18 protein-coding genes are annotated in these 25,459 nt (G+C 69.4%); 10 read left to right on the plus strand and 8 right to left on the minus strand.

Going from position 1 to position 25,459, the window contains the following annotated elements; genetic code table 11:
- A partial coding sequence (locus tag FJV41_RS18000) for an outer membrane protein assembly factor BamB family protein (RefSeq protein ID WP_246137265.1) occupies positions 1–1,920 on the plus strand: 1,920 nt, incomplete at its 5' end.
- A 40-nt stretch (positions 1,921–1,960) separates the two neighbouring features.
- Here the strand turns inward: FJV41_RS18000 and FJV41_RS18005 are convergent.
- Positions 1,961–2,875: a hypothetical protein gene (locus FJV41_RS18005; protein ID WP_174456665.1), complete on the minus strand. Its 915-nt coding sequence runs from the start codon at positions 2,873–2,875 to the stop codon at positions 1,961–1,963.
- Positions 2,876–2,926: 51 nt separating this feature from the next.
- On the opposite strand from FJV41_RS18005, the gene FJV41_RS18010 reads away from it, so the two are divergent.
- Positions 2,927–3,961, plus strand: a complete 1,035-nt coding sequence (locus FJV41_RS18010) for an alpha/beta fold hydrolase (RefSeq protein WP_141643738.1) — start codon at positions 2,927–2,929, stop codon at positions 3,959–3,961.
- A gap of 13 nt (positions 3,962–3,974) precedes the next feature.
- Here the strand turns inward: FJV41_RS18010 and udk are convergent, their stop codons facing one another.
- From udk to FJV41_RS18030, 4 genes are read right to left on the minus strand one after another with little or no spacing between them, the layout of a single operon-like run.
- Entirely contained in the window at positions 3,975–4,613 is a 639-nt protein-coding gene (gene udk, locus FJV41_RS18015; RefSeq protein ID WP_141643739.1) for a uridine kinase, read from the minus strand.
- Positions 4,614–4,624: 11 nt separating this feature from the next.
- On the minus strand, positions 4,625–6,322 hold the full coding sequence (locus FJV41_RS18020) for an MbnB/TglH/ChrH family RiPP precursor modification enzyme (protein ID WP_141643740.1): 1,698 nt from the start codon (positions 6,320–6,322) through the stop codon (positions 4,625–4,627).
- A gap of 22 nt (positions 6,323–6,344) precedes the next feature.
- Positions 6,345–7,235 carry a phosphatase domain-containing protein gene (locus FJV41_RS18025; RefSeq protein ID WP_141643741.1) on the minus strand — a complete coding sequence of 297 codons (891 nt, stop codon included), beginning with the start codon at positions 7,233–7,235 and terminating at the stop codon, positions 6,345–6,347.
- Positions 7,236–7,242: 7 nt separating this feature from the next.
- Entirely contained in the window at positions 7,243–9,330 is a 2,088-nt protein-coding gene (locus FJV41_RS18030) for a hypothetical protein (RefSeq protein WP_141643742.1), read from the minus strand.
- Positions 9,331–9,528: 198 nt separating this feature from the next.
- Between FJV41_RS18030 and FJV41_RS18035 the strand changes: the two genes are divergently transcribed.
- Entirely contained in the window at positions 9,529–11,403 is a 1,875-nt protein-coding gene (locus FJV41_RS18035) for a vWA domain-containing protein (protein ID WP_246137266.1), read from the plus strand.
- Between the two features lie 155 nt (positions 11,404–11,558).
- A complete protein-coding gene (locus tag FJV41_RS18040) occupies positions 11,559–12,308 on the plus strand; it encodes a GNAT family N-acetyltransferase (RefSeq protein ID WP_306440889.1) in 750 nt (249 codons plus the stop codon).
- A gap of 9 nt (positions 12,309–12,317) precedes the next feature.
- Here the strand turns inward: FJV41_RS18040 and FJV41_RS18045 are convergent, their stop codons facing one another.
- Entirely contained in the window at positions 12,318–12,989 is a 672-nt protein-coding gene (locus FJV41_RS18045; RefSeq protein ID WP_246137267.1) for an RNA polymerase sigma factor, read from the minus strand.
- Positions 12,990–13,055: 66 nt separating this feature from the next.
- Entirely contained in the window at positions 13,056–17,102 is a 4,047-nt protein-coding gene (locus tag FJV41_RS18050; RefSeq protein ID WP_141643744.1) for a protein kinase domain-containing protein, read from the minus strand.
- A 195-nt stretch (positions 17,103–17,297) separates the two neighbouring features.
- Between FJV41_RS18050 and FJV41_RS18055 the strand changes: the two genes are divergently transcribed.
- From FJV41_RS18055 to FJV41_RS18070, 4 genes are all read left to right on the plus strand, one after another.
- On the plus strand, positions 17,298–18,884 hold the full coding sequence (locus FJV41_RS18055) for a hypothetical protein (protein WP_141643745.1): 1,587 nt from the start codon (positions 17,298–17,300) through the stop codon (positions 18,882–18,884).
- Positions 18,826–20,403: a Dyp-type peroxidase gene (locus FJV41_RS18060; protein ID WP_141643746.1), complete on the plus strand. Its 1,578-nt coding sequence runs from the start codon at positions 18,826–18,828 to the stop codon at positions 20,401–20,403. Before FJV41_RS18055 ends, FJV41_RS18060 begins: the two co-directional genes overlap by 59 nt.
- Positions 20,404–20,482: 79 nt before the next feature.
- Complete coding sequence (locus FJV41_RS18065; protein ID WP_141643747.1) at positions 20,483–21,307, plus strand: hypothetical protein; 825 nt, start codon at positions 20,483–20,485, stop codon at positions 21,305–21,307.
- Positions 21,308–21,417: 110 nt separating this feature from the next.
- Positions 21,418–22,089, plus strand: a complete 672-nt coding sequence (locus FJV41_RS18070; RefSeq protein ID WP_141643748.1) for a 2-hydroxyacyl-CoA dehydratase family protein — start codon at positions 21,418–21,420, stop codon at positions 22,087–22,089.
- Between the two features lie 288 nt (positions 22,090–22,377).
- On the opposite strand, the gene FJV41_RS18075 is transcribed toward FJV41_RS18070, so the two are convergent.
- The gene (locus FJV41_RS18075) at positions 22,378–23,388 is read right to left on the minus strand and encodes an Ig-like domain-containing protein (RefSeq protein ID WP_141643749.1); all 1,011 of its coding nucleotides are present in this window, start codon (positions 23,386–23,388) and stop codon (positions 22,378–22,380) included.
- A gap of 336 nt (positions 23,389–23,724) precedes the next feature.
- Here FJV41_RS18075 and FJV41_RS18080 point away from each other — a divergent pair, with 336 nt between their 5' ends.
- Entirely contained in the window at positions 23,725–24,246 is a 522-nt protein-coding gene (locus FJV41_RS18080; RefSeq protein WP_141643750.1) for a hypothetical protein, read from the plus strand.
- Entirely contained in the window at positions 24,240–25,451 is a 1,212-nt protein-coding gene (locus tag FJV41_RS18085) for a hypothetical protein (RefSeq protein WP_141643751.1), read from the plus strand. The genes FJV41_RS18080 and FJV41_RS18085 overlap by 7 nt, the downstream gene beginning before the upstream one ends.
- The last annotated feature ends 8 nt before the right edge of the window (positions 25,452–25,459 follow it).

Consider the following 25,459-nt stretch of genomic DNA (forward strand, 5'->3'; position numbering starts at 1 on the left):
CGGCTGATGCGCCCCCCCGTGCGGGTGGACGCCGAGGAGCTGACGGAGGCGGTCCGGGGCACCGGCGCGCGCTTCCTGTCGGACGTCACCCGCGTGGCGCCCCGAGCGGTGTCCGGGCCCCTGGCCCAGGCCCTGGCGGAGCCCCTGAAACAGCTCGGTCGCCCGGCGAGGCCCCCGGAGGAAGAGCCCGCCCGCCCGTCGGTGAAGCGGGTGGAGCCGCCTGAAACACCCGGTTTCGGCTTCGAGCTGAAGGACGCCGGCGCGCGAGCCAGTCGCGAGGGAGGCAAGCGGGGCGCGTCCGGAACCCTGGCCTCCCTGTTGGGCGCCGGTGAGGTGTGGCTGGCGCTGCCCGGCCGGCCGGACGCGTGGAAGGTGCAGGCCCCGCCGTTCCTCACCGTGCTCGAGCTGTCGCGGCAGGCGGTGGAGCTGACCCGGGCGGTGGAGCTGGGGGAGGCGCGCTTCGAATTGGAGCCCGCGGGCGCCCGGACTCCGCTGCTTCTGGACCTCCAGACGGGCAAGGCCCGGACGGGGCGCACCGGAGCGCCCTTCGCGCTCACCGGAGGCACCCTGGCCACCGCCCTCTTCCACCTGGGTGAGGCGCTCGCCGCCGCGTTCGCGGAGGAAGACCGCGCGCAGGTGAGCAACCCCTATCTGGTGGAGCTGGCGGACCGGTGCCGGGAGGGCCTGTCCCACCTGCGCGGCGCGGTGGAGCCCCCGGAGCAGACCGGCGCGGCCCGCGAGAAGCGGACGAGGACGGCGGAGAGCGTGTCGAAGCCACTCAAGGTGCCCGGTCGACTGCGGCGGCTGCGGTTCGACCGCCTGTGGGAACAGCGCGGGCTGGAGGACGCGGAGGAGTCCCGCCTGTTGCTGGGGCGCCATGGGCCCGTGTGCTGCGCGCCCCAGGCGGCGGTGGCCTTCTCGCGCAAGGACGGGTCGCGACTGTGGAAGCGGGCGGCGGCGCTGGGCGTGGCCGCGTCGGCGGATGGGCACGCGGTGGCGGCGGACCTGTCGCGCGTGTACGGCTTCACGGGCCGGGGCACGGGTGCGCGCTGGCTGCATGACCACGACGGCATCCCCCTGGGGCCGTTGCTGCTGCGCAAGGACGGGCTGCTGCTCACGCTCTCCGAGGACCGCACCGTGGTGGCCTTCGCGGAGGCGACCGGACGCGAGGTGTGGCGGCTTGCGCCTCCCCGCACGCAGCGAAGCTGGCTGACGACGCAGGGACACCGGGCCCTGGTGACGACGGACTCCGGCTACGTCTACGGGTTGGATTTGGAGGACGGCCAGGTGCGCTACCGCATGCGCGCGCCCATGCCCTTCCATGGCGCCCCCGTGCCGTGGGGACGGCGCTTCCTGGCGCTGCTGGGACGCGGCTCGCACTGGGCCCTGCTGCTGGCGGACGCGCACACGGGCGAGGCGGCGTGGACGCACGAGCCCAACCTCACCCACCCCTCCGCGCCGCTGCCCGTGGGCTCGCGGGTGTTCATCGCGGGAGAGCGCGAGCGCGAGGGCATGTTGCTGTGCCTGGACGCCAAGGGGCAGCGGGTGTGGGAACGGCCGCTGAACCTGGGGCCGGGCCCCTATGCGCTGTCGCCCCTGCCGCGCGCGGTGGTGGTGACGAGCGCCTCTGGCGCGGCGGCACGGGTGGCCGCGTCGGGCACGGTGGACTGGCGCGTGGGGGCCGCGGGAGAGCCCCTCATCGGCGCGCTGCCGGCACGCACCGCGCGAGGCGTCACGCTGCTGGCCGGCGAGAAGGTGCGCGCGGTGGACCCTCGCGGGGGCCAGGTGCTGGCGGAGGTCCGCGCCGGGCTGGGGCTCGTCGCGCTCCAGGCGGACGTGCGCCTCAACCTCTACTTCCTGGACGACACCGGCACGCTGTCCGCGTACCGGCTCGGCTCCCACTTCACCGTCGTGGAGTGAGGGCGCGAAGTCCCACCGCGCCCCCTCCTCCCCAAGGCCGCTAGTTCGCGGCGGCCTTCTTGCTCGGGTCGATCTCGTCCTCGGGGCGCTCTTCCTGCGTGGCGCCTTCCCACGTCTCGCCCGCACCCAGCTTCCACTCGGAGGGCACGTCCAGCTTCCACACGTAGGAGGCCGTGGCGTCACCGCCCGAGGCCGCGCGCGAGGAGATGTTGATGGTCATGTCCATCTTCGCCACCTCGATGGGCATCAGGTCCAGGTCGTAGTGGCCCAGCACCATCTGCGGAGGGAACTCCGCGATGAAGCGCTCTGGGTGGTCGACCTTCATCGACGGGTCGCTCCCGCGCATCTCGCCCAGGAGCTTCCCCTTCGCGTCGGTCAGCTTCCACACCGTGTCGAACGAGGCGCTGGTGATCATCTTCCGCACCTTGCCCTCGTCCTTGAGCGTCCGCTGCGCGCCCCACAGCGCGAGCTGCAAGCGCACCTGGGGCTTGCCCATCACCATGATGACGTCCGAGGACACGACATCCAGCCGCATGCCCTTGTCCGTGGCCGTCCACACCGGGCGGTAGCGCCCCTCGCGCAGACTGTCGAAGACCTTGCGCGTGTAGTCGTAGAACGCCTTGCGATCTCCCGCGCGCTCGTCCTTGCCGCTGTCGGCGCGCTTCTCCAATTCCTGGAGGTAGTTGTCGAAGTTCTTGTTGCCGTTGAACGCCTTCAGGTGGTCGTCCACCTGCTCGAAGTAGCTTTTGAAGAAGGGCTTCAACTCCTCGCGATACGCGTTGTCGTCAGGGTTGACCCGTATCCAGGAGACGCGCTCCAGATAGTCGGCGTGGATGCGCTGGATGTCCGCCTCACGCTGCGCCTCCTTGGTGCGGGCACTGGCGCTGCGGTAGCTCATGATGGCGCCCAGCAGCACACCAGCGACGAGGACAATGACTCCGAAATAGCGCTTCAAGCGGCAGTCTCCTGTGCGGTGGAGCAGGCAGTGATATGAAAATTCCCCAACGTGATCCAGGCCACCGGCACCCACCTGTTCAACTCGCTGCTTCCTCTGGAGGAGGGAGAGCTGTTGCGCAACCCCCAGGTGGCTTGGGAGGCCTACGGGGAACCGTGCGACGGCAAAGCGGTGGTGCTGCTGCACGACTTATCTCACTCGCACCGAGCGCTCGGGCCCGTGGAGGACTCCGCGTACCAGTCGTCGGGATGGGCGCGGGAGGTGGTGGGGCCGGGGCGGCCGTTGGACCCGGGCATCATGCCCATCGTCGTCCCGGGGCTCCTGGGCAGTCCCTTCGGGAGCACGTCACCGGCGACGGTGGACGTGGAGACGGGCGAGCGGCTGGGGCTCAACCTGCCGCCGCTCACCGTGCTCGACATGGCGCGCGGGGTGTCCGCGCTCTTGAGGGCCCGCGGGCTGAACCGCGTCCGGGGCCTGGTGGGCGTGGGGCTGGGAGGCCAGGTAGCGCTGCGACTGGCGGCCCTGTTCCCAGAGCTGTCGGACTCGGTGGTCGTCATCGGCGCGGCGCGGGCGCTGCCCGAGGGCGTGCGCGAGAAGCTGGGGCTGGCGTGGCAGTTGCTCCGCGCGGACCCGGACTTCCGCGAGGGCCTGTACGAGCCGGACGCCCAGCCTCGCAAGACGATGCGGCGGCTGCGGCTGGACTTCCAGAAGCTGCTGTACGGACGGGAGTACCTGTCCCGGAACTTCCCTGACGTCGACACGGCGAAAGCCGCCCTGGACGCGGAGGCGGAGGACTTCGCCGACCGCTTCGATGCCACGTCGTGGGCCACGCTGTGCTCGGCCTACGCGGGCTGCGACGTGGCGGACTGCTTCTCGCAGATTCGCGCGCGGGTGCTGCTGCTGGCGGGGAGCTCGGACGTGCTGGCGCCGGTGAACCGGGTGCGGGACACGTACCATCTGCTGAGCGCCGCGGGCGTGAGCGCGCGGATGGTGGAGCTGCCCGGCCCCGGAGACCATGGGGCCCTGCTGACGGAGCCGGAGCGACTGCACGCGCCGCTGGGGGATTTCCTCCGGCGCGTGGGCTGAAGACGGCCCTCCGCTACTCGCGGGGCTGCGGCGCGGAGAGCTTCCCGCGCAACGCGCCCACCAGCATGCTGATGGCGATCTCGTTGTTGCCGCCGTGCGGAATGATGATGTCCGCGAAGTGCTTGGACGGCTCCACGAAGCCCATGTGCATGGGGCGCACGTGGCGCAGGTACTGGCTGACGACGTGGTCGAAGTCGCGGCCCCGGTCCTTGATGTCGCGGGTGAGGCGCCGGAGGATGCGCAGGTCATCGTCCGCGTCGACGTAGATCTTCACGTCCATCTCGTCGCGCACTTCCTTCATGTGCAGGACGAGGATGCCCTCGATGAGGATGATGTCCCCCGGGTCCACGCCCATGGTGCGGGGCTGACGCGACGAGGTGACGAAGTCATAGACGGGCTTCTGGATGGGGCGTCCGGCCTTCAGCTCCCGGAGGTGCTTGACCAGCAGGTCCGTGTCGAACGCGTCCGGGTGGTCGAAGTTCACCTCCCGGCGGTCCGCGATGGGGAGGTCCTTCAGGTCCCGGTAGTACGAGTCCTGATCGATGAAGGCCACGCGGCAGTCGGCAAGCGCCTCACGGACCTTTCGGGCGACGGTGGTCTTGCCGGACGCGGTGCCACCCGCGATGCCGATAACCAGGGGTGACGACGTCATTGCGGCGCGACCTACCCTACCGGACGGGCAGGTGCAAGGGTTCGGTCCACTCCGGGGGTGTCACCCAGGCGGATCAGCCGGTGATGGAGCCCCTCCGCCAGCAGGGCCAGGGGCACCGACTCCACCGCCCGGGGCCGGGCGGACAGCTCCCGGAGCAGCTCCGCCAGCCCCCGCGACACGCTCAACAGCTCATGTCCCGGGGACTTGCGTCGCACCGCGAAGGTCCACGGCGAGGCTCCCGGGCGCCGCGCCACCTGCGCCAGGGCCTCCAGCCCGGACAGCTCCAGCTCCCCACATGCCCACGCACGGGAGGTGAGGTGCCGGCGCACGGCCCGAGCCGCGAAGAGCAGCTCGGACAGGTCCGCCGGAAAGCTCCCGGGCCGGACCTCGTCCACCAAACCCACCTGCCCCGCCCCCGGTGCGGGCGCCGCCTTCATGAACGCGGTGGGCGCCATCATCTCCAGGCTCAGCGCGGCGGAAGCCCCGTCATCGGGCCGCTCGCGCAGCCGCCGCATCGCCCAGGTAGAGAAGGATTGCGGCAGCGAGCGCCCTCCCCCCTCGAAGAGGTTCCGGTACTCGCGCGAGCTGGTGAAGGCCACCAGGTCCTCGCGTGTTCCCGCCAGGAGCAGGCGCGACAGCGGCCAGTCCTTGTCCAGCAGCTCCGCCACCACGGCCAGCCGGAAGTCCTGGTCCGCCAGCGTGCCCTCGGGGTCCTCCGTCGCGCCCGTGGGGACCAGGCCGTGGCCCGCCTCGAACAGCTCCCAGGGGCGGCTGTCACCCGTCAGCGGGGGCAGCGTGCGAGCCTCGGGAGCGCGCAGGCGCAGCGGAGGCCGCTCTCCCGAAGGAATCATCGCGCGCAGGCGACGCAGTGACACCTGCGCCACCTCGGCGGGGTGACCATCACCCTCGAAGGTGACGGCGCGCAGCGAAGGACAACGCGGTAGCAAGGACTCCAACAGCTTGAACAGCTCCTCGCGCACCGGCTGCGTGTGGTCATCGACGTAGAAGCCGCGAGCCCCCCTGCGCGTCACCACACCGCCCGCGATGTGGATTTCGACGACCTGCTCCAGGGGGAAACCATCCAGTCCGGCTTCCAGCGGGAGACCGGACGCGAGCTGATGACTGAAGAGGTGCCCCAGGTCGAGCAGCAGCGGCAGGCCCGTACGCGCGTGCAGCTTCGCGAGGAAGTCGAGCACGTGCCACTCGCCCCGCCGCGCCAGCACTGCGGGGTTCTCCAGCACCAGGGGCATGGAGAGGTGGGCCTGGACATGGAGCGCATGCGCCACGCAGTCGCTGAGCCCCGCCTCGTTGAAGGGAGGCGTGATGTAGAGGTAGCCCGGAAACGGCTGGCCCCCCACGTGCCACCAGCCCACGTCGTTGCCCACCCACGGGCTGCCCACGGCGCGCGCGTGCGCGTCGAGGTCCTTCAGCACGGAGACAGGCTCCAGCTCCGGCCCCCAGAGATTCAGGTGCACGGGGTGAAAGAGCACGGGCACGTCCGAGCGGCGGCTCCACATCTCGGGGAACAGCGACGCCTGCGCGCGCGCTTCGTCCAGGGACAGGGGCGCGCTGTACTCGACGAAGTCGAAGAGGCCCGGTGACGCGTCGAGCAGCCGGTAGGGCTGCGGGATGTCCGCCGCGCTCAGGTTGCTGCTCAGCCCCAGGCCCCGCCAGGGCAACGTCCATGCGTCCGAAACAGCCTGCGTCATGCGGCGGACCCTAGACCACCGCTCATCCTTTGTGTTCGGGGTTCATGGGCTGCCGAGCAAGCCACGCCAACCATCCGAGCGGCGCACCGCCGGGGTTCTCCCGTGCATACGCGTGGAACCGCTCCAGGAAGGCCCGGCGCTCGGCGATGTACGGGGCCTTGCGGCTGGTGGGGTCCGCCGCCTTGCGAAGGTCATAGCCACCGAGCCGCGTCTGGCGCGTGAGCAGCGCGTCCAGCGAGAGCCTCTCGGCATTGCGCAGCATGTCCAGCAGGCACATGAACGTGGCGGTGCGCCCCTTGCCTCCCCGACAGTGCAGGTGCACGTGCGCCCCCTCGTCCAGCGAACGCACCTTCTGGATGAAGCGCTCCACCGTCTCGTCGCGAGGCCGCGTGTGGTCGGTGACGGGCAGTCGCACGTAGCGCTCCGGCGGAAGCTCGAAGGCCCGCGCCTCGTCGCGGACGTCGCGGCACTCCCACTCCGTGGAGACCAGGGGCTCACGGCGCTTCACCGTGCCGGCATCCCCCACCCTCGCCGTCCGCGACCGCGCGAGCAGCCACAGCCGGCCGGTCTCCAGCGCCAGCGACTCCTCGTCGGAAAGGCCCGCCGCGCCCCAGTTGGACTCGGCGTACCAGCTCACCGCGACGCCGTTCAGGAAACCATGTGACTCCTGGCGCAGGTCGAACACGTGCAGCGATTCAGCGCTCACGCCCTCGAGTCGCCGCACCAGGTCGCGAAAGCCCGCCACGGAGAGCTGGGCACTCCCCGAGCACCGCAGCTCCGAGAGACCGTGCGTGTCCAACCCCACCATGTCCGGCGGCCGCGTCGTCGTGCGCAGCAGGCGCGCCTCGTCGCCCCCGTCGTCGAGAACGAGCACCGCGGACGTCGCATCGGGAGCAAGAGGAGGTATTCGCATGGGCCTGTCAGACGTGCCCTTCATCCGTGATGGGAGGAAGCCCCAGATTCGGGCCGGCAATCGCCAAGACAGGCCCGGCATTCCCCTGGGTGAGCTTATCGAACATCGAGCGGATTCTCTGAACCTCGTCGTCGCGCTTCCTCTTCTCCTCCTCGTCGGTCGTCTTGTCGGAGGAATGCGTGACCAGCCATTTGTGGAAGAGCTTCTTCATCTGGGGGTCGCCCAGGTAGTTCTGCGCGCCAATCGCGGCGGCGATATCCGCCTGGAGGGTCAACCGCTGTGCGGGCTGGAGGCTGGGCGCCTGTTCCTGGTGCAGCATGAGTGCGCCCATCGACCCATCCAACAGGGGCCGAGGCACGGACTCGCCCCGGACCAGGCGCTGCCACGCCGCGTACTCGCGAAGGACCTCCTGGTTCTTGTCACCGGCCCACACATCCACCTCGGTGCCCGTACGGTCCACGTCGCCCGTCGTGCTCCACCGGGGAATGACCGAGCCCGGGCAGGCCGCGAGCACCTGCTCACGCGCCTGGGCCGTCGCCGCCTTGAGCTCCCGGCCAAGGTTCGCGCCCGTCTTCTTGTAGAGGTCGACGCAGTCCTGCCAGAACGACCGCACCTGCGTCTGTCCACCCGGTGAACGGTTCAACACGGCATTCCACACGTCGTCCCCGTCGACGCGGGGAATGGCGCTCAAATCACGGACCGTCGCGTCGGCGTGCGAGCCCTGGAAGGTCTCGAACATCGTGTGGAAGCCACTCACCCGCTTGTCGTAATACAAGCGCCAGAGCACGGCGTAGCCTGCGGAGATGACGAGCCCCAAGGGGATGTTGGCGAGCGCGGGCACCGTCGGCACGAGCGCGAGCCACGCCAGGATGCGCCCCTGGTTGTGGCCCGACGTGCCCGCGTAGAGCGGCGCGAGCATGAGTCTCGACGAGACGACGTTGGGACAGAACTCGTTGCGACTCCACCCCGTCGCGAACGGAAAGGGATTGGCCGCCGGGTTTCCGTATCCGGGGTCGTGTGGCGTCGCGCTCTGATGGACGCGCATCGACACCGGCCACCCGCCGCATCCCGCGACGTTGCCGGGGAGTCCTCCCAGCGTGGCATGGTCGAACTCCACCCGGATGTGAGCGCTGTGCGCCTTGCCACCCGGCAGGATGCGCGCCAGGTCGCTGATCATCACCTGATACCTCGCCACCGGTGGCAACATCCGCCAACGGCGGTACTCCTTGCCGCCGTCGAGCCCCTGGAAGTCAGCGATGTGTTGCGCGTTCGCTCGGGCACGCGTCGCCGGGGAGTCGTTCAGGCAGTCATGCAGCGCTCCAAGCACGCGAGTCGCCACCTGGAGCGCGGTCAGGGCCTGACCCGGGCCCGACTTCTCCAGCGCGATGCCACGAAGATAGTACGGCAGGTATTCCCACATCGCGGGAGTGGCCGTGGGCGCGGCGACCGCGGCGGCCACCGCGTCGAGCATCTGCAACTGGAGCGCGGCCAGTCCCCTGCTGCGCAGCAGTGACAACACCGAGATCTTCTCGATGGTGCGCGAGGGCCAGGAGGTGACTTCGCCGACGATGGCGCGGGCCGCTTCCGTGACGTTGCGATAGATCTGGATGCGATCCCGGCGACCCGCGACATTCAGCTCACTGAAGAAGGGCAGGTTCGCCAGGTTGTTCAGCGTCGCCTGATTGAGCCCGTGTTTGCTCCACAGCCGGTTGTATTGCTCGTCCACGGTGGAGCGGTGCGCATCGCGACTGCCCAGGTTGCCCGACAGCGGGCTCAGCCAGACCTTGAGCAGCTTCAGGTACTGCTTCTGGACCGCCTCGGTGACGAACGCCCCCGCGTTGATGGAGAAATCCAGCCCCCAGACGGTGGTGGCGCGTGCGACGAGCGCGCGGCACACGGGGTCCGCCGCCGCCACGGTGAGCAGCCGCCTTCCGAACACCTGGGGATCCGCGTCGATGGAGTACCAGGGGACGACGCGGGTGGCGTTGTTCAGCTTGGGGTAGGTCCCGGTGTAGTTCGCGATGAGGATGGCCGGATTGGCCGTGGTGATGGCGGTGTCATTACCGTCGGCGGTGTTTCTCAAGAAGATCATCATGGCGGCGTCACCCTTTTGACGTCGCCTTGAGCAAGGAGCGTACCGACACGGGAGCATGTCCCGTGCGGGCAAGGGTCCCTGACGACCGCGCCCCTGGCGTTCCAACGTGACGCGACTGCGTCTGACGGGAACGCGCGGAACCTTTCGCGCCCGCCTGCTGTCGGAGGTTCCGGCGATTCCAAGACACGGAGGCAGCAAATGAGGCGGAACCCCAGGGCCGTCATGGGTGTCGTGTGCGCACTCGCGGTGGGCAGCATGATGTTCTCGTGCCGTTCGAGCGAGGAGGGCGCCAACGCCCCGGCGAAGGCACAGGGAGACACGGACGGAGCCCCCGCCTTCTCCGACAAGGCAACGCTGATCGTGACGCCCGAGCCCGCGAAGCAAGCGCCAGAGCCCGCGTCCGCATCGGCTCCAGCACCCTCCTCGGCCCCGCCCACTGCGAAGCGCAGCCACCTCGGTGCGCAAGGTCTTGGGGTGTTCGGCACCGGCGCGGGCGGCGGCGGCCTTGGGAGCAATCTGGGCTCGGGCATCGGCTCCATGGGAACGGGCTCCATCGGAACGAAGGGCCGCGGCGGAAGCAGCTCGAACTACGGCTCCGCCAAGGCCCCGTCGGGCTCCAACGGCGCCCACCGAGTGCACCCCATGGCCGTCCTGGCCGGGAAACTGAACACGACGCCCGAGGAAGATCCTGCCGCCGCACAGCGCGCGGAGGCCGCACTCGACACGGTGGTGAATCCCTTCGTGACGACGCAGGAAGACCGGCTCTCCACCTTCGCGGTGGACGTGGACACGGCCTCGTACACGATGACGCGACGGGCGCTGATGGAAGGCTCGCTTCCACCGCGTGACGCCGTGCGCGTGGAGGAGCTGCTCAACTACTTCCGCTACACGTATCCGGACCCTCGGCCGAGCGACGGCCCCTTCGCCGTGCACATGGACGCCGCGCCGTCACCCTTCACCCCGAAGCGACACCTGCTGCGCGTGGGAGTCCAGGGCAAGCGCTTGAGCATCTCCGAGCGGAAGCCCGCGCACCTCACCTTCCTCGTGGATGTCTCCGGGTCGATGAGCTCACCGGACCGCCTGCCGCTGGCCCAGCGCGCCCTGCGCATGCTGGTGGACAACCTGCGTGACGGCGACACGGTGGCGCTCGTCACCTACGCGGGGAACGTGCGCCGGGTGCTCGGCCCCACGGGCATGGAGCGCAAGGCCCTCATCCACTCCGCCATCGAGGACCTCACCGCGGGAGGCTCCACCGCGATGGGCTCGGGCATCGAGCTCGCGTACCAGGAAGCGATGAAGACCCTGGATGGGACCTCCTTCTCGCGCGTCATCATCCTCTCGGACGGCGACGCCAACGTGGGCAGGACGTCACACGAGGACATCCTGAAGACCATCCAGGGCCACGTGAAGGAAGGCATCACCCTCACCACCGTGGGCTTCGGCATGGGGAACTACAAGGACACCACGATGGAGCAACTCGCGAACAAGGGGAACGGCAACTACTTCTACGTGGACTCACTGATGGCCGCGCGCCGCATCTTCCAGGAGCAGCTCGGCGGCACGCTGGAGGTCATCGCGCAGGACGTGAAGCTCCAGGTGGACTTCGACCCCGCGCAGGTCGCCCGCTATCGGCTCGTGGGCTACGAGAACCGGAACATCGCGGACCGCGACTTTCGCGACGACAGGGTGGACGCGGGCGAGCTGGGCTCCGGCCACACCGTCACCGCGCTGTACGAGCTGGAGCTGAAGCCCGGCGCGGGCGAGGCACTGGCCACCGTGCGAGTGCGCGCGAAGCAGCCGCGCGCGGTGAACGCCACCGAGCGCGCGTACCCGTTCCAGGCCCACGCACTCGCGAGCACGTTCAAGGAGGCCAGCGTCGATCTGCGCTTCGCGACGGCGGTGATGGGCGCGGCGGAGCTGCTGCGCAAGAGCCCACACGCGGAGAACTGGAGCCTGGAGACGATGCGCGACATCGCACGCGCGGCGTCACCCGCGGGCAACGCGGAGCGCGAGGAGTTCCTCACGCTGCTGGAGAAGGCCCGGCCGCTGCTGCGCGGTGTCGCCGCGCGCTGAACAGAAGCGGATGGATTCCGGCGCCCCGCGTTTCCAGGCGGGGCTCGTGGGGTAGACTCGCGGGTCCACCCCTACCCTGGAGCCCCTCCATGCACTCCGCGACGCAGGCAGAGATCGACGAGTCCCATGCGCAATTTCGATGCGCGTGGAGGAGGATGGCGCTGGCGGGACGCGCGGGTGAGGTTGTCGAGCGTCCCGAAATCTACATCGCCGCGAGCCACGTCTCGTGGGCCCTGATGAACGCGTCCTTCCTGCGCGCCCCCGCGGAGACGGAGCAGGCCCTGGCGACCTCCGTCGCCTCCGCGGCGCGCTACTTCTCCACGGGCAAGCACGCGTGGACGTTCGTCGTGTCCGACGACTGGCTCGCGCCCCAGGTGCGCGAGCGGGCCGAGTCCATCCTCGCCTGGTACAAGCTCAAGCCGCTCGCGGTCATCACCGGCATGGTGGCGGACGGGCTCGCGGAGCCCACGCATCCCCTGCCCTCTCTCGAGTTCCGCCCCGTGCAAGATACGTGGGGCCGACAGGCCGTGGCGGACATCAACGCCCAGTCATACGACGCGTCTCGCGAGACGGGCCGTGAGGCGTTCGACGTGGAGGCCCTCTACGGGCCGGACTCCCGAGGCTTCGTGGCCTGCCGAGGCGACGCCCCCGCCAGCAGCACCGTGGTGATGCGCGTGGACGACGTCGCATACATCGCGCTCGTGGCGACGTCGCCCGAGCACCGCCGGGTCGGCGCGGCCGAAGTCGTCATGCGACGCGCGCTTCAGGAGGCTCGCGACGCCTGGGGCCTCCAGCGCACCGTGCTCCACGCCACCGAGGCCGGACTGCCGCTCTACCTCCGCATGGGTTATCGGCCCGTGACGCGCTTCCGCGTCTACAAGGCCCCGCCTCCTGGGACGACCTGAGGCCGCGACTCACTCCGCCGACTCCACCTTCTCCGCGGAGATGACGCCCTGTTCGATGGCGAGCGCCCGCAGCCTCGCCTTCACGCGCTGGAACTGCTGGCGCAGCGCCGCGGCCCGCCGGTTCAGCGCCTCGCGCGTCAGCGGCTCGTCGGACTCCACCATGACGCGCGCGATTTCCGTCCAGGGCTGACGCTGGTCCACGCGCAGCATCAACAACATCCGCTCCTGCGGCTCCAGTTGTTCCCGCAGCGCGCGGAAGCGCTCCTTCACGGCGGTGCGCTGCCAGGGGTGCGTGTCCGTGCGGTGCCGCTGGGGCTCGTTCGCCGCGGGCTCGCTCACCGGCTGTTCCCGCAGCGCCGGTGAATGGAGCTGGTGGTAGCAGGCATTGCGCGCCAGCCGGTATGCCCACGTCCGGAAGGAGCTCTCCCAACGAAAGCCCGGCAACCCCTTGACCAGGTTCTCGCTGAACAGCCCGAACGCGTCCTTCGCCAGCTCAGGATGATGCAGCACGGACGCCATCAATCGTCGGAGCTCTGGCCCATACGTGCGCATGGCCAGCTCCACCGCCTTGCCGTACTCGCCGCGAGTGCAGAGCACGTGGAGCACCTCCTCCGCCTGCTCACGGGGCACCGCCACCTCCGCGCCCGAGACTCCCCCTGGCTCGACGTTCATGGACATCATCACGTCACGCTCCTGCTGTGGACCTGCCGGGAGGAGTCACCCCCTCGGCCCTGTGACGACGTCGTCTCACGGCCCAGGCGCGGGCTCCTCCGCTTGAAGGTCCCGCAGGGGAGGAAGCTCCAGGAGCGGATGGCCCAGCCTTCGCTCCCGCACCAGCCGTCCGTACCCCAGTGCCCCCTGCGTCTCCGCGACGCGCAACGCGTGCGCCCGGGCGAGCAGGGCCTCGTCCTCGCGCCCCAGCATGGACAGCGCCTCCGCTTCCAGGCCCCGCAGCACCACCTCGTAGGAGCGCTCGCCCGTCGACCCCGCCTCCCCCAACGCCTCGTGCAGCGAGTCGAGCGCCTGGCGCTTCTGCCCGAGGAGCAGCTGGATTTCAGCCAGCATCCCCAGGTTGTGGGGCAGCCCCGCCTTGAAGCCGGAGCGTCGCCAGTGCCCGAGCGCCGCGTGCATCAGCGCCAGTCCTTCACGCGCATTGCCCAGGAGCGCCTGCGCCCAGGCGCGGATGAGCGTGGACCAGCCCAACCACAGCCGGAAGTGGTGCTCGCGGGAGAGCGCGATGTTCCTGTCACACAGCTCCAGGGCCTCGCGCGGCTCGCGGCGAAGCTGGGCCGCCAGGGCCGCGTACAACAACGCGAACGCGGAGGTGTTCGCATGGCCGATGTCCATCGCCAGCCGCAGCCCCTGTCGCGCGTGCTCGCGGGAAGCGTCGGGGGCGTCCATCACCGCGTGCAGCACCGCCGCGTAGGCCAGCGCCGCCACGCGCGGATTGACCCAGTGCTTCACGGCCAGCATCTGATGCCGCTCCAGCTCGAAGTCCGAGAACGTCAGCGCCAGCTCCACATTCTCCAGCGCTGAAGCCAGCCGCCCCCACGTGAAGAAGTCCGTGGCTCGCATCCGGTAACCCAGGGCAAGCAACTCTCGCTGCCCATGCCGTTTGCCCAGACGCACCAGTCGCTCCGCGACCTCATGGGCCTCGTCCCAGTGCGCCCGCGCGAAGGCGTGCGCGAAGGCCACCCAGTGCGGCGGTTCCAGTCGCGGCAGGTCATCCTCCAGCTCGCGCATCAGGAAGCGGACCCGCGCATGGACGGACTCGACCTCCGGCGACGAGTACCCCTGCACCTGGACCAGTGACAGCGCGAGGCCGAGCAGCAGCCGCAGCTCCTCGCCATCCAGCGTGCGCGACGGGCGCTGCGCGCGAAGCAACGACAGGGCCTGCCGCAAGTGGCTGATGGCCTCCACGTTGGCCATGCGCCGGCTCGCCATCTCTCCGGCTCGCGCCCACCACCGGATGGCCGCCTCGGCCTGACCCGACTCGGTGTAGTGCCACGCCAGCAGCTCCGGCTGGGCCTCGGTCACCTCCGGGAACTGCTCCGCCAGCACCCGAGCCACTCGACGGTGATATTGCCGCCGCGCCTTCCTCGGCAGCGAATCCGCCGCCGCGTCCTGGATGAGCGCGTGCCGGAATCCGTAGCTCGGCTCCACCGTCTCTGCCGGCTGCAACAGCCCCTCGGCCACCAGGCCGGAGAGGTCCGCGCGAAGCGAGGTCTCCGTCCGTCCCGACAGCGCCGCCAGCAGAGCATGGGAGAAGCTGCGCCCCACCACCGCGCAGACCTGCGCCAGCTCCTTCTGCGAACCGGGCAGCCTGTCCAACCGTGTGAGGAGCAGCTCGCGCAGCGACACGGGCACCTCCACCGATGCGGACTCGCCCCCCCGGGGCTCCTCCACCACCCGACGCGTCAGCTCCTCGGTGAAGAGGGGAATGCCGTCGGTGCGGCGCACCAGTTGGGCGACAAGCTCCGACGAGAGCGGCCTGTCCCCCGCGGCCTTCCGCACCAGCTCGCCCGCAACCGGGGGCGGCAGCCGCTCCAGGGCCAGGCGTTGGACCCTCGAATCGTCGCCCCAGGGCGGAGGCAGCGCGACGCGCGAGGTGAGCAACATGCAGACGCGCAGCTCCGGCAGCCGCTCCAGAAGGAAGCCCAGCAATTGCAACGAGGACGGGTCCGCCCAGTGCAGGTCCTCGACCTCGAGCAGCACCGGGCGTTGCTCGGCCAGTCGCGCCAGCAGGTGCGCCAGTGCATCCAGCGTCTCCTGCTTGAGGCGCTCGGGGGCGTAGCGCAGGTGCGGCGCGCCCTCGTCACCGGAGAGCCCCACCAGCCCCGACAACAACTGCGTGCGCCCCGCGCCCAGCCCGAGCACGCCCAGGCCCGCCTCCAGCTTCGCCCGGTGCTCCTTCGGAGTGCCCTCGGCGTCGAGCTGGAGCATGCGGCGCAACAGGTCGATGACCGGCGCGAACGCACTGGTGGTCGACTGGGGCCAGCACTGTCCTCGGAGCAGATGGGCCATGAAGGGCGGCACGCGCTCGCGCACCTCGCGCACCAGCCGGGACTTGCCAATGCCCGCCTCTCCCGTGACGAGCACGCACGACCCTCGGCCCGCGCGCGCCTCCTCCCATTGTTCCAGGAGGAACTGGAGCTCTCCCTTGCGTCCCACCAGCGGAGTGAGGGAGCGCGACACGAGTCCCCGGTCGAAACGACTGGTGACGCGCCGAGGCTGCACCAGCCGATACGGCGTCACATCTCGCACGCCCGACAGCCCGGTGAATCGCAGCGGCGGCATGGCTTGCGTCACGAAGGCCCCGCGCGTGAGCGCATCCGTCGAGTCGCTGATCCACACCGTCCCCGGCGTGGCCTGTCGCGCCAGCCAGGCGGCCACGCGAGGCGCCTCTCCCTGGATGGAAGCATCGTCCAGCACCACCGTGTCCGTGTGCACGCCCACCGTCACGGTCAGCTTCCGCTCCGGGAGCGACGCCAGGGACTCCTGGAGCGTCGGAGCCACGGTGGCGGCGAGTCGCAGCGCCGCGCGCAGTGCACGCTCGGAGTCGTCCTCTCTCGCCACGGGATGACCGAAGCAACCCAGAACCTCTTCCCCGACGCACAGCACGACCGTGCCCCCCTGCTGCCTCAGCACCTCCGAGCAGCTCCGGTGGAAGGCGGCCTCCAACTCGCCCAGGTCCTCCGCGTCGAGCCGCCCGACCAGCCCGGCCAGGTCCGCGAGGCGACAGGCGACCAGCGTCACCTGTCTTCGCTGCGGGGCCCGGACTCGCCTCGGCTCACGTCGTGGCGCCAGGCCCTCTTCCACCTCGCGCAGCCGCTCGCGCAGCTCCGTCGCCGAGCGAAGCCGGGCCTCGGGCGCCTTGGCCAACAATTCGGCCAGGAGGCCCTCCACCGGCTCCGGCACCTCGGGCTCGCGCTCACGCACCGCCGGCACCGGGCCCTGCGACGTGACCCGCTCACGAATCGATTCGGGCGCGCCCAGGAAGGGTGGCTCACCGGCGAGCATCTCGTAGAGCAGCACGCCGGCGGCCCATAAATCCGTCCGGGAATCCTGCGCCTCGCCGCGCCATTGCTCGGGCGCCATGTACGGCGGCGTGCCGGCGGTGGAGAGCGTCACGTCGGGCGCGGCGCTCGCGGCCACCAGCCAGGACAAGCCGAAGTCGAGGATCTTCACCACGCCCGAGCGCGTGATGAACACGTTGCTCGGCTTGAGGTCGCGGTGGACGATGTGCCGCTCGTGCGCGTGAGCCAGCCCCGAGGCCACCGCGTCCAGGATCTCCATCGCCCGCCGGTGCCCCGGTCGACCGCGCCGCAACAGGGAGGACAGGGACTCGCCCTCCAGGCACTCCATGACCAGGAAGGGAACCGGCGGCTCCGTCGGCCCACTGCTCCAGAGGTCCACGTTGAAGATGCGGACGATGTGCTCGTGGTCCAACTGCGCGATGGCCCTCCCCTCCTGACGGAGCAGGGAGATCATCGGCGCCTCCGCGATGGACTCGTGCGGGACGAGGAACTTCAGGGCCACGGGCCGCTGGAGTTCCGAGTCGAGCGCGCGGAAGACCTGCCCCATGGCGCCGCCCCCCAGCTCCTCCAGCACCTCGTAGCGCTTCCCATCCCGGTCGCCGACTCGCATCCCAGGGACAGGCAGCCGAGGGGGCACGGACGCCCGCGCAACCTCCCGGAGAAAGGCGTCGTCGAAGTCCCCGTCCTCGATTGCGTCCGGCCCGTGCTCCAGCACGGAATCAGTACATCGCTCCTCGTCCTGGCCGCTCTCAGGCATCACCGAGTCCCCCGGATGTCTCCGCGCGCGTTGTCCTCCCCTGCCCCCCAACTCCAGGCGTGCCACGCGGCTCCTGCCTGCCCATGAACCGTCGGGTGGGACAAGCGGGCGCAGCCCCTGGTCCCACTCTGGTTCCCACCCGCCCGGGCCAGCGTCACCTCATCGGAAGCAGCCCACGCAACGGGGAAGGTGTGAATGCACCATGGCACATCGACCGTCATCACCCGCGTCCTCCAAGGCAAGCGCGAGGCACTGGATGACTTGCTGAGCTCGGCCGCCAACGCGCGGCGTGAGCTCTTCGCGGGAGTGCCCGGCCTGCACTTCGCGCGTTGGGCCCTCATCGACCTGGGGCCTCGGACCTCGGGAATGGGCCCCGCCGACCCCAGGCTCATCTTCGGCGCGGATGCAGTCCTCGACACACGAGCCACGAAGCCGGACGTGCTGGACCGCGAGTTGCTCCATGCCCTGGTCCGCTGGCTGACGACGCTCCACGAGCGCGGCGCCGATGCCGCCCACCTGTTCGACGCCATCTACCGGAACTGCGCGGGTTATCCCGAGGCGGGACTGGCCGAGCCCGAGGCCGTGGAGGACTACCTCGTGGGCCACCGCGCGCCCGCCGTCACCCGGCACGTGGACTTCGCCTACCGCTTCCAATCTCCCGAGGACCTGCGCGCCTCCGTGGACGCACTGCGCGCGGTGAACGCGCACCTGGACACGCGGGCACCACTGCTCGCGGAGACGCCCTGGCGGGGACGCCCCCGGGACATGCCGGACCTGCACCACGAACTGAGGGACGTCGCACGCGCCGCCGCGACGAACCTGGATGACCCGGGCTGGCGGGAGCGCCTGGCCACCGCGCGCGAATCGGCGGCGGTGTCCACGCTGGGCTACGCCTTCTATCGCTATGCCTGGGCGCTTCCCGGCATCTATCTGCTCAAGCTGCGAATGTGGCTGAGCGCGAGGAACCGGCCCGAGAGCGCGACCTCCTCGCAGGCGCATGCTTCGGAGTCCGCGCCCCCCATCCCTCCCATGAGCGACGCCATGGTGCAGAACCCCATGGTGCATGTCGCGCGCATCGTCGATGACCCGGGCGCGCTGGCCCTGGCGAGACTGGCGCTTCGCAGCGTGAACCTGCGCCTGCGACGGTACGTGGTGGGCCTCAACCACGTGCAGACCATCCACTGCGCGCGCTGGCTGGTGTACAGCGACGAGGACGGTCGGGGCCCGCACCACCTCATCTTCTTCAGCAACTACGACGACACCTGGGAGTCGTACATCGACGCGTTCGTCGACCACGCGGACGTGCGTGGCTTCCTGGAGCTCATCTGGAGTCGGACCGAAGGGTTCCCCGCGAAGTCGCGGGGCATCGACCCGACAATGCCCAAGCCACGTCTGCCCGTGGAGCCGTTCAAGGCCTGGCTGCGCGCGCACGAGGTCCCCACGCGAGTCTGGTACAGCGCCGCGCTCGACGGGACTCCACGCCAACGTCACTCCGTCCTGCTGCTGCACAACGCGCTCCGCCTGCGTGAACTGCTCACGCGCGAGCGCATGGACCAACCCGTCAGGGACAGAGGCGCTCGCCGCGCCCTGGCCGCGTTCCTGTCCAGGGGCGCGTGCGACCCCGGCCGTCCGCTGCTGCGCCCCATGGCCCTCGCCATCCACTCGATGTCCGCGCTGCTCGCCTCGCTTCGACACGGGCGGCGAGAGCCCCGGAGGAAACACCATGAGAACTTCCGAGCCGAGCCTTCCCACGTCGCCCCCATGGAGCACGCCCCCGCCTGAGCTTTCGACGCAGGTGGACCTTCATGATGTGCAGGGCGTGCTGCTGCATGGTTACCGGCACATGGGGGAACTCACCCTGCTCTTCCTTCGCATCGACGACGCTGACGGCTGTCGAAGGTGGCTGCGTGAGCTGACGAGCGATGGGACGCTGACCCAGGCGGACCGCACCGAGCACCCGAGCGACTCCACGCGTGACAAGACGCGCGTCAACGTGGCCCTGTCCCATGCGGGGCTCGTGGCGCTCGAAGTGCAGGAGGACGTCCTCGACTCCTTTCCCCATGAGCTGCGCGAAGGCATGGCCCTCAGGGCCCGGGAGCACCTGCGCGACGTGGAGGAGAATGACCCGGACCGCTGGACGCTCGGTGGGACGCGGCACGAAGGCGCGCTGCATGTCCTGCTGCTGCTCTATGCGTCGGACTCCGCCAACATGGAGCCGCTGCTTCGTGAACACCGCGAGCGGGCACAGCGCCACGGGCTGCGCGAAGTCTTCGCCCAGCGAGGCCAGCGACGCGCTCGCGAGGGAGATCCTCCGGGGTACTTCCGCGACCACTTCGGCTTCCTGGATGGCGTGTCGCAACCTCGGCTGGAGGGACTCGATGGATCCACGGCGTACCCTCGCGACTACGACCGCCCCGTGAAGCGCGGGGAGTTCCTCCTGGGCCACGCGAATGAATACGGCGAATGGCCCCTGTCACCGCACGTCGCGGAGCACCTGCCTGGCGCAAGCGCACTGCCTCCCGTCCCGGGCCTTCCGGGCCGAAGGGACCTGGGACACAACGGGACCTTCCTCGTCCTGCGCAAGCTGGAGCAGGACGTGCCGGCCTTCGAGTCCTTTCTGGACGAGCAGGCCTCGCTCGCGCCGGAAGGAAGCCCCGAGGAGCGACGGGAGTGGGTGGCCTCGAAGCTGGTGGGGCGCAAGCGCGACGGTGCTCCTCTCGCCGCGCCGCGACGACATCGCTTGCTGCGCAGACTGCTTCCCTTCCTGTTCCAGAAGGACGGCACACCCGCGCGCGCGAGCGGCACTGGACGGCCCCAGCCCGACAACGACTTCCTCTATGCGCGGGATGATCCCCACGGGTACGGCTGCCCCATCACCGCTCACACGCGGCGATGCAACCCTCGGGACGCACTGCCTCCCTCGCCTCACGTGTCGAGCGACGTCACGCGGCGCCATCGACTCCTGCGGCGCGGATTCAACTACGAGGACCCGGAGGGCAAAGGACTCCTGTTCATCGCCCTCAACGCGCACGTGGGCCGTCAGTTCGAACTTGTCCAGCGAAGCTGGGTGCACTTCGAACAGCTCGGAGGCATTGAGGGCGTTGAGGACCCACTCGCCGGAGACGGCGGCGGACGCCTGGTCATCCCCACGGAGCCAGTCCGGCAATGCGCGACATCTCTGCGAAAATTCGTGACTACCCGGGGAGGCGGGTACTTTTTTCTGCCGAGCCTGAAAGCGCTCTCGTTCCTGGGCATGAAAGAGCGCGCGGCGGATGACGGAAGAGGGGCCCCCCGCTCGTGAAACCGCGTGGCTGTGGCAGACTTGTTCCTCAGGGGGTTCGACGGATCCATGAGGCGCGGCAGCACACGGGAGTCCGCAAATGGCGACGTGGAATGACCTCATCCAGGCGACGCCCCGGCAGGTGGGCGGCAAGTTCCAGGATGAAGGTTCGGTGGCGCTGCTGGAGGCGCTGCTGGGGACGGAGGGGGAGCAGTTGGTCCTCTTGGGCCATCTGCATCGGGAACCGCATCTGCTGAGGGAGGGGGCTTTTCACCAAGGCCGGCTCCACCTGGAGACAGCGACGCGGCCCGAGTGCACCCGCGAGGCGCAGCTCGAGTTGCTCAAGTCCGCGAGTCACTGCTTCACGGAGGCGCTGGGCGCCGAGCGGGACACCGCGCGCGTCTCGTTGATCTCCCTGCACCTGGGGGTCTGCCGGCTGCTGCTGGGCAGTCCGAAGGACGCCAGGGAGTGGGCGGCGATGGCGAACCAGGCGGCGGTGGAGACGCTGAAGGACATCCTCACGGAGGCAACGGGTGAGCAGGGCTTCACGCGCAACCGCTACCTCGGGGGCGTGCTGAACTTCGTCATCTTCTTCACCAGCTCGGCGACGTTGGGCGCGGGCTACCTCGTCTGGGACCGAGTGATGAGCAAGCGGGCCGACAAGGTGCTGCGCCGGGCGCTGGCGCGCATGGAGCCGCTGGCTGGCTACATCGACTCGATTCGGGAGATGCGGCTGCGGCTGGGTGAGGCGGCCTCCAACGTGCCGCGCTACGTGGTGACGCACGCCGTGGACGACAGCCAATGCCTGTCACGCATCACCATCCGCGCCCTGGTGGGTGAAGGCGAGTCCGTGGACTTCAACGGACGAGAGACACGGCGGGTGTCGCGCACGGGGTCTGAGCGGATCACGACGGTCATCCGCTGAGCGTCGGGCGTCGCATGCATCGGTTGTGATGTGAACCGGTGCGACAGAACGAAGCATGGAACGTTGGAGAGGTACGGGACGTACCAATCCTACCCGCTCGAGGAATCTCCATGCCCGCTCACCGTGCTCCCCTCCTTTCCGCTCTCTTGCTCGTCGCGATCTCCGGCTGTGTCCCTGGCCTCGCGACCTCCAACCCGACCTACTTCACCGGAGGGAAATGGAGCGCGCTGGACAAACCCTACGCGCTCACACCGCTGCTCGCGTGTGCCGAGTCGGCGGACAACAACGACAAGGTCATCCAAAACATCGAGGACTACGTCGCACCGGCGCTCTGGAGCGCCTACGGCCAGGACGTCTCCACCGCGAAGGTGAAGCGCTTGAAGGGGGACAGCGAGTGGTGCGAGGCCCTCCCAAACATCGCCACCGACAAGTTCACCGTCCCGCCGAGGATGAAGCAGGACCTTGCCCGGTACGTGAAGGAGGCCGGCGCCAAGGGCATCATCATCCCGGTCGCGACCCTCTATCGCTCCCCCATCCAACGGGAGCTCCGGACCGAGGACGGGACGCCGTTCGCGAGCGTGGATACGGATCGCTTCACCGCCGACGGCACCGCGCTCTTCTATGTGCACTACATCAACGAGAGCGGAGAGCTGCTCCACACCGAGCGCGCGGGCAGCGGTGGCGACGGAGACTTCAATGATCGGCTCAAGTACATGCGTGACAGCGCGGCGGCGGTCGCCAAGAGGCTGACGCAGGGAGCGCCGCCGGTCGACTTCCAGTAGGGCCCGGCCCGGTCAACGCCACGGCATCGTCCATGAGCCGTGCCGAGACCATCATAGACAAGCGCTCAAGGCAGACCACTCCGGCCGCACCGTGCGAATTGTTCGACGCGCTGCTGGAGTTCGCCATCTCGCGCGGCATCTCGCCCAGGGCGAATAGCCAGACACTCGCGCGCGGGGACACGTTCGTCAGCGAGAGGTCCTTGGATTGAAACGACGGGCCGAGCATGGCGTTCCTCATCCACGAGGACACCGCACCCGGCCCCACGGCGAATCCCCCTTCGCGCTCGACTACGGCGCGGGAGTGGACACCACGCACAGGTGGTACGAACCCGAGCGAACGCCACCCTTGAGGTCTCGCGCCGTCATCGTGACGCTACAGTTGTTGCAAGCGCCCGTGGGGACCGCCGACGGCGTGAAGTTCGACGACTGGCCCGTGGGCGAAGAGAAGGTCCCCGCGCAGGACGACGTCCACTGATACAGCACCGTCCCCAGGTCCGGGTCATGGACGTTGGCGCTCACCGCCGTGCTCTGGCCCAGCACCACCCTGCCCTCGCTCGCGGTCACCAAGAGGATGAGCGGCGGCGTGTTGAAGCTCACCTGGATGGTGGCGCTGCCGCCCACCTCCAGCTCCTCCGTGACCTCCACTGTCACTCGCGCCCGGCTGATGCCGTTGCGCTGATCTCTCACCGTCAGCGTCAGCGTGACGGTCTGCGCGGACGAGGGCGCCGTCCACGTGGGGTTCGCGATGGTCGCGCTGCTCAGCGTTCCCGCGGAAGCGCTCCAGGAATACGACACCAGGTCGTTGGGCACCGGGTCATGCGCCGTCGCGCCCAGGGTGAGCTGCCCACCGGCCTCCACCGTCGTGCCCGACACCGTCACCGAGTCGATGATGGGCGCATCGTTGTCCGTGTAGTGCCCCAACGTCATGTCATGGAGCGTGACGGCCACGAGCGCCGTCTCGCCTTCCACGATGGTGACCTCCGTCGCCTGCCCCTGGTACTGGAGCGAGTTGTTCGAGGCGTAGGCGGAGACCACGACGACCCGATTCGTCCCAGCGGGGATGCCAGCGATGGTGCCGCCCCAGGTGCTGCCCGTCTTCACCAGGTCCTGCTGGATGTCGGAAATGCCCAGGCCGGAGATGACCACCTGGATGCGAGTGACGCTGGACTCGCTCGCCGCGAACTCCTGCGTCCCGATGACCATCTGTACCGCCCCCGAGCCCGAGGGCAACTCCTCACCACAGCCAGCGACGAGCGCCAGCAACAACCCGACGACGGGAAGACGCTTCAAAAGGTGCATGACTGTTCCCCTCTCGCGCGAAAGCGAAGATTCGCTGATGTGGCGCGAGGACTTCGGGGCCCATCAAATACAAGACAATCCATACATCCAACTGGGGCAGGTCCGACACCTTCGCGAAGGGTTTGCGCCCTTCGGGTGACTCAGAAAGCTGCATTCCCTAGGCACCGAGCGGGTCATTCCAGAGGCCCCGGAGTGCCCGAGCCATCACCTCCCGGTGTTTCACGCGCCCGGCAAACCACGGGATTCCTGTCCGTGGACATACACACAGGGAGTGCGCCGGCACCCACCCTCGTGCTAGAGACATCGGCCGAACCGTCCACCTGGGAGTCTCTCTCCATGACCTCGGCTGTCCGAAACGTCCTCGCCCTCGCCCTGTTCTTCGCCTCCACGTCCGCCGTCGCCATCGAGCAGTGGGCCGACGGCCGCGCGGTGCTCCACTCCTGTGTCTACGCCAGCTCCTATGAGGCGGAGATCCGGATGTCGTACCGGAACTACACGCTGCCCTGGGGCACGTCCGTGTATCTCATCCACGGCTGGGGCGGGCTCGACAACGGCGTCGCCATCGAGTGGGACAACACGCAGACGGTCGCCGCCCCCGCGTCCGCCCCGTGGACGTGGACCGTGACGGTCCGGAACACCATCTCCAACCGCACCACCCCCAAGTGGTACGAGCACTTCGACTACGTCTGGAAGGTCGTCCTGCCGAACGGCACCGAGTTCTACGAGAAGGGCAACGGCTCCACCTACGGCTACTACTCCGCCAACCTCCTGGACATCACCAACCGCCCCTGCACGTCGAACGGCACGTTCATCGGCACTCCGTTCGCGCTGACCATCACTTCCATCGAGAAGTGGTAGTCCGTCTGGCTTCGCCGCGACACCTCCGGGCACGGCTGCTGTTGTGGGCCGCCGTGCTCGGCTGTACCTCGAAGCCCCCGCCGTATGCGCTGGATTGCGCGCTACCCACCGGGGACGTCGAGTCCCACTGCACCCGCCTCGTCGAGCATCAGCAAGTCAATCGGCTCGAACTCACGGGCGCGCGCGAGCTGGTGCTCACCGCTCTGTCCGCGACGCGCACCACCACGCACCTGGTGGTGGATGCGACGCTCCAGGGTGGCTTTCGCAACCCCGCGGACCAGAACCTCTACCTGTTCCTGGGCGAGCCCACCGACGGCGCCCCGACGACGTATTCGCTGACGGCGGACCCGCAGTACGCCGCGGACCTGGGCTACCCGGTGCGCACCGCGCTGGAGCTGCCCCATCGACTGGACGTGCGCGTGGGCCTGATGGCGCCGCGCACGCAGGGCTATACGCCCCAGGTCTACGTGCGCGACACGGTCCGCGCGGACGCTGTGGGCCCCGACGCGGAGGTGCTCGTGCAGGTGGATGGCGCCCGGGTCCACGTGGAGGTGCCCCTGGAGCGCTACTACGCCCTCAAGGGTGTTCCCGTTCCTGACGCCCTCTCCGTCACCCTCGCCACCGCCCGCGACTACGTGGGCTTCGTGGACCACCTCACCGTCCCCTCCGTGGGCCCGGGCGACATGAGACTCGCCGCGACTCGCACCACGGAGCCCGTGCTCTACCCTTCGCTCAACGCGCGCGCCCACCGTTTCAAAGCTGTGACATTGCGCCGGGACGAGGCCGTCACCACCGTCGAGCTGGAGATGGCTGCCCCCATCACCGACTGGGCCCAGACAAACCTCCAGTTCTTCTTCATCCCCCTGCCACCCACCGCACCACGCCAGGTCCTCCAGGACGCCGCGCACGCGGTGGACCTGCCCTATGCCTGGTCCTGGTATTGCGCCGTGTATTCCCCCCGCCGCGTCTTTTGCCGAGCCTCCGGGGGGCTCGACTTCTCCTACGACACCGCCTACGCCGAGCGCACCGATCTGCCCACGCTCACCGGCGTCCGCTTCCGCGAGACGGCCCCGGGCCGCTACATCCTGGAGTCCCCCAACACCTCCGTGGGCGCGGGTCCCGAGGGCTTCGCGGTGATGCTCGCCGCGGGGCGAGATGGCTTCGCCCCCACCACGTTCTACGGCAAGCCTCCACCCGCCAGATGACAGACAAT

The organism is Myxococcus llanfairpwllgwyngyllgogerychwyrndrobwllllantysiliogogogochensis (genome assembly GCF_006636215.1).
Lineage (GTDB): Bacteria > Myxococcota > Myxococcia > Myxococcales > Myxococcaceae > Myxococcus > Myxococcus llanfairpwllgwyngyllgogerychwyrndrobwllllantysiliogogogochensis.